The following is a 4,175-nucleotide window of genomic DNA, read 5'->3' on the forward strand; positions in this document are numbered from 1 at the left end:
ATCGGGTTGGGGCCCCTGGCTTGCGCCCTCGGGAATTGATTCCCAAGCGGTCTGGATGTCTCACCCACCGCTCCCCCCGCTCCCTCCCGACTCCCCACTCCCGACTCCCCACTCCCTACACCCTACACCCCACACCCCACACCCGCCTTCTTGGCCACTCCAGCGGCGTGGGGGGCGATGATCGGAAATTTCAGCCGAAAATTCAGTCCCTCTGCGATCTCGAAACCGGCTGTTCGCAGGGCCGTTTCGGTTTCTCGGTTGGGGTGGCAGTTGTCGAACACCCGCTTCCAAATCGGGGCGACGGCATCCTGTACCTGCCGGTTCCAACTGCCGGATTCGGCGGCGACGTGTTCCAGGAAGATCAACTCGCCTCCGGGTTTGAGAACCCGCCAAATTTCCCGCAGGCTCTGTTGGGGGTCGTCCACCGAGCAGAAAACGTGGGTGCCCACGACACAATCGACGCTGGCATCGTCCAGGGGTATGCGTTCGGCCCCGCCTTCGTACAGTGCGATCGCCCCGAATCCCCGGCGATCGGCTTCTTCTTTCAAATAGCCGTGCATATGGGGGTTCGGTTCGATGCCGATCCAGCGGATATCCGGGGGAAAATGGGCGAAGTTCGCCCCCGCACCGGGGCCGATTTCGAGGACGGTGCCGTGCACTCGGCCGAATAAGGTTTGTTTCAACTCGCCCAGGTTGTCGTGGGTATGGCAGGCGTCGAGCTTCACCGAGCGGGTGCCGGTATTTGCGCGGGCCATCCCCCAGGCAAAAAAGCGCTTTTGGAGGTTGGCGAGGGGGGAATGGGACATGGGGGATTTCTCAAAATTGCGACAACTTCTATTATGGTCCGACTCCCGATTCCCTACTCCTCAATTTGCCACACGTCGGTCATCTGATTTTCATCGACGATGCGTTTCGGACGCAGGATCAAAACCACCCGGCCCAGGAGGGTTTCTTCCGGTTCGTTTTCAAACCACCGCAATTCGAGTTGGCCGTTTTCTTCCACCAGAAAATAGCTGTCGCCTTCCCAAATTCTCCCGGCGCGATCGACGACCACCAGAACCTCTTCAACCGCACCCGGGAGGGGACTCGGCAGGCGATCGCTCCGACACAAAATCGCTACCGGATCTTCTGAGGCGAGGATCACCTGCCACCCGGGGAGGGGAACCCAGGCACCGAGTCCGGAAAACTGCACAATCCGGAAGGGTTCGGCGGCTTCGGTTAAGGGGACGGCTTTGAGATCCTCGACGGCGAGGGGAAATCGGCCCACCACGGGGAGGATGCAGGGGAGGTCTTCCTGGGCTTCGAGGCGGTACACGGGGAGGCGGGGTGCCGGTTTTTGGGAGACGACGGTAAAATCGGTGAGGAGTTGTTCGAGTCGGGTGCGGGCGCCGGGGGAAGTGGCAAATTTGAGGCCCCGGGCGATGAGGCGCGATCGCTCCTGGAGGTCGTTATTTTGGCGGGCCAGTTTCCAGCACTGGCAGGCGACGACATCCCCCGGGTCCCGGGAAAATCCCTCGGGAACCGAACCCAGCCGGGAAAAATCTTTGATCGCCCGGGCGACGATTTTCGCCTCGTCCGCGTCTAAATGATTGTCGAGGATCAATTGGGCGGCGTCGATGCGCTGGGGTTGGGTGAGGATGCGGAGTTCGTAGAGGATATCGCTGCCTTTTTGCCAGAAGTGGGATTTCACGGCCTCCGATGCCCCGCCCTTGTCCATCGAAGCGTACACCTGGGCGGCGACGATCACCTGATTTTGCTGGATGGGTTCAAACCCGGTTTCCTCGAAGATCTGCTGGGAATTGTAGCCGGATTTTTGCAGGGCGGCGCAGCCTTGCCCCCACTCCACCCAGGAGCCCTCCTTGCGACGCAGCATCCCCACCAGGGCTTCCGTATCGGGAGCGCCTTCGGCGGGTTGGGGGGAAAAATTCGGGTTTTGAGGTGTTCGAGCCATATTGATTCCGATGAGAACGTTGATTGGGGATGGGAAGCGGAGGAAGCCTCCGTCCCTGTATATTATTCCTTATTCCCGACTCCCGAGTCCCGACTCCCCAGAATGGAGGGGGTCGGGAAGAACTGACATGATCAATTATCAATTATCAATTATCAATTATCAAAAGATTGCGATCGCCGCTCTCCCCATTTGGGCGAATTGACAACGGTGCGGTGATCGGTTTTGATCGAAAGCGGCGGGGGTGGCGGTCTTTGCGCGAGTGCGGCGGCCTCCGATGTCGTGGTCAGGCAAGGTTGAATGCTGAAAAAATTGCGAGTTTTGATTGTCGTCGGCATGGTTTCCCTCCTCCTCGGGGGATGCGTGCGATCGCAGGTGGGGATCGAGTTCAGGGATCAGACCCACGGACAAATCGTCGGGCACATCATACTCGGGGAACAGATGACCCGTTTCGGGCAGGATGTGGCGAAGGAGTGGTTGCCGAGTCTCAACCGTCGCGCAAAACCCCTCAACGGCAAGGCTAGACGGCTGTCGGAACGGGAGATCGAAGTCACCATCCCATTTTACAACGGGGCGGATTTGCAAAACAAATTCACCGCATTTTTCAACCCCATCGCCCCCTCTTCCCGGCAAAAACTCGACCTCCCGGAAGGGGAATTGCCCCAGTTTTCTTCGGACTTGGGGTTGACGCAAAATAACTTAATTTTCGCCCTCCGCAACCACCTGAGTTTGGAATTGGATTTGCGATCGCTCGCTTTGATTTCCACCGATGAAAATGCGATCGTCGGGACGGGAAACCTGCTGGAGTTTGAATTCACCCTCGCCACCCCCTGGGGGGGACGGGCGATCGTCCCGGAGACAGCCGTGGAAGGGGAATCCGTCGCCACCCGCGACAATGGAAAAGTCCTCGTCTGGACCCTCAAACCCGGGGAAATTAACCGCCTGGAAGCGGTTTTTTGGGTTCCGAGCCCCATCGGTATCGGTGCGGCCGCGATCGCCGGTTTTGTCTATCTGGGCTTTTTGCTAAAATCTCGGTTTTTGACGCCTTCTAGCCCCCAAAACGCCGGGGTGACGGCCGTTGAGGAAGGGTAGTGGTATCGGGATAATTTTTGACCGACAAAAAGCGATCGCCCCCCACGATTGAAACGGTCGGAGCGATCGCATTTTACACTGAAAAATTAACCGACTTTAGAACACAGACGTACTAAAATCATCCGCACCGATAATCCCGGCATCCACGCCCACCAATTCCGCCAGAACATCAGAACCCAAAGCAATCTGAGTCTGGCCGTTGACGGAAGTGATGGTGAGTTGCTCGAAACTCATGCCGCCGTCGAGGACAATAATATCCTCACCACTGGTAAAATCGGTAATGGTATCCGGGCCGTAACCAGGGACGAGGACGAAGCGATCGCTCCCATTCCCCCCGGTCAGCAGGTCGGCACCTTGTGCCCCGACGAGGATATCATCCCCATTGCCGCCGTCGAGTTGGTCGTCGCCTTCCCCGCCGTCGAGGATGTCGTTGCCCTCATCACCCGAGAGCACGTCGGAACCCTCGCCACCGTCGAGGATGTCATCCCCTTGACCGCCATAGACTGTATCATTACCGGCATTACCGGAAATCGTATCCGCCTCTTGGTTGCCATAGAGGACATCATTGCCCTCGTTACCCTCCATCAGGTCAGACCCCTGGCCACCGAAAACGATATCGTCGCCCTCGCCACCTTTGGCCTGGTCATCCCCCTGGCCACCGTAAACCTCATCATTGCCGTCGGCGCCGTCGAGAACGTCGTTTCCTTGGTTGCCATTGAGCCAGTCGTCCCCCTCGTCACCGGAAACGGCGTCATTTCCTTGGTTGCCGAACAGTTCGTCATCGTCGGCACCGCCGAGGATTTGGTCATCATCCTTGCCACCTTGAACGATATCGTTACCCGCCCCCGCATCGATGACATCGTTGCCTTCGTTGCCGTTGGCTTCGTCGTTCCCGAGGCCCAAATTGACGTTATCGTTGCCCGCCAAAGCGAACAGTTCGTCGGCTTCTGGGGTTCCCGTCAGGTTGTCAGCTTCCGGAGTGGGTTCGGCCACAGAAGGGCTAGTATTGCCGGGGACAATCGGCGGAAATGCGATCGTGCTGATAGAATCGGTGGGGTCTTGACGTACTCCCCGCACTAAAGTGACGGGGATTCTGAATATCACTATCCAGACTTTCTCTTTCGGCGAGTCAGCT

At 58.2% G+C, this 4,175-nt stretch carries 4 protein-coding genes; 1 reads left to right on the forward strand and 3 read right to left on the reverse strand.

The features are described 5' to 3' along the window. Positions 1 to 122 precede the first annotated feature (122 nt). Positions 123 to 806: a class I SAM-dependent methyltransferase gene (locus AC0QHF_RS04885; RefSeq protein WP_324703063.1), complete on the reverse strand. Its 684-nt coding sequence runs from the start codon at positions 804 to 806 to the stop codon at positions 123 to 125. A 53-nt stretch (positions 807 to 859) separates the two neighbouring features. Then, positions 860 to 1,951, reverse strand: a complete 1,092-nt coding sequence (locus tag AC0QHF_RS04890; RefSeq protein WP_324703064.1) for a RuBisCO accumulation factor 1 — start codon at positions 1,949 to 1,951, stop codon at positions 860 to 862. A 297-nt stretch (positions 1,952 to 2,248) separates the two neighbouring features. On the opposite strand from AC0QHF_RS04890, the gene AC0QHF_RS04895 reads away from it, so the two are divergent. Further along, on the forward strand, positions 2,249 to 3,040 hold the full coding sequence (locus tag AC0QHF_RS04895) for a DUF3153 domain-containing protein (protein WP_324703065.1): 792 nt from the start codon (positions 2,249 to 2,251) through the stop codon (positions 3,038 to 3,040). Between the two features lie 96 nt (positions 3,041 to 3,136). On the opposite strand, the gene AC0QHF_RS04900 is transcribed toward AC0QHF_RS04895, so the two are convergent. Further along, positions 3,137 to 4,175: calcium-binding protein (locus AC0QHF_RS04900; protein WP_324703066.1), on the reverse strand; the 1,039-nt coding region annotated here is incomplete at its 5' end.

This window comes from Lyngbya sp. CCY1209 (assembly GCF_055795065.1).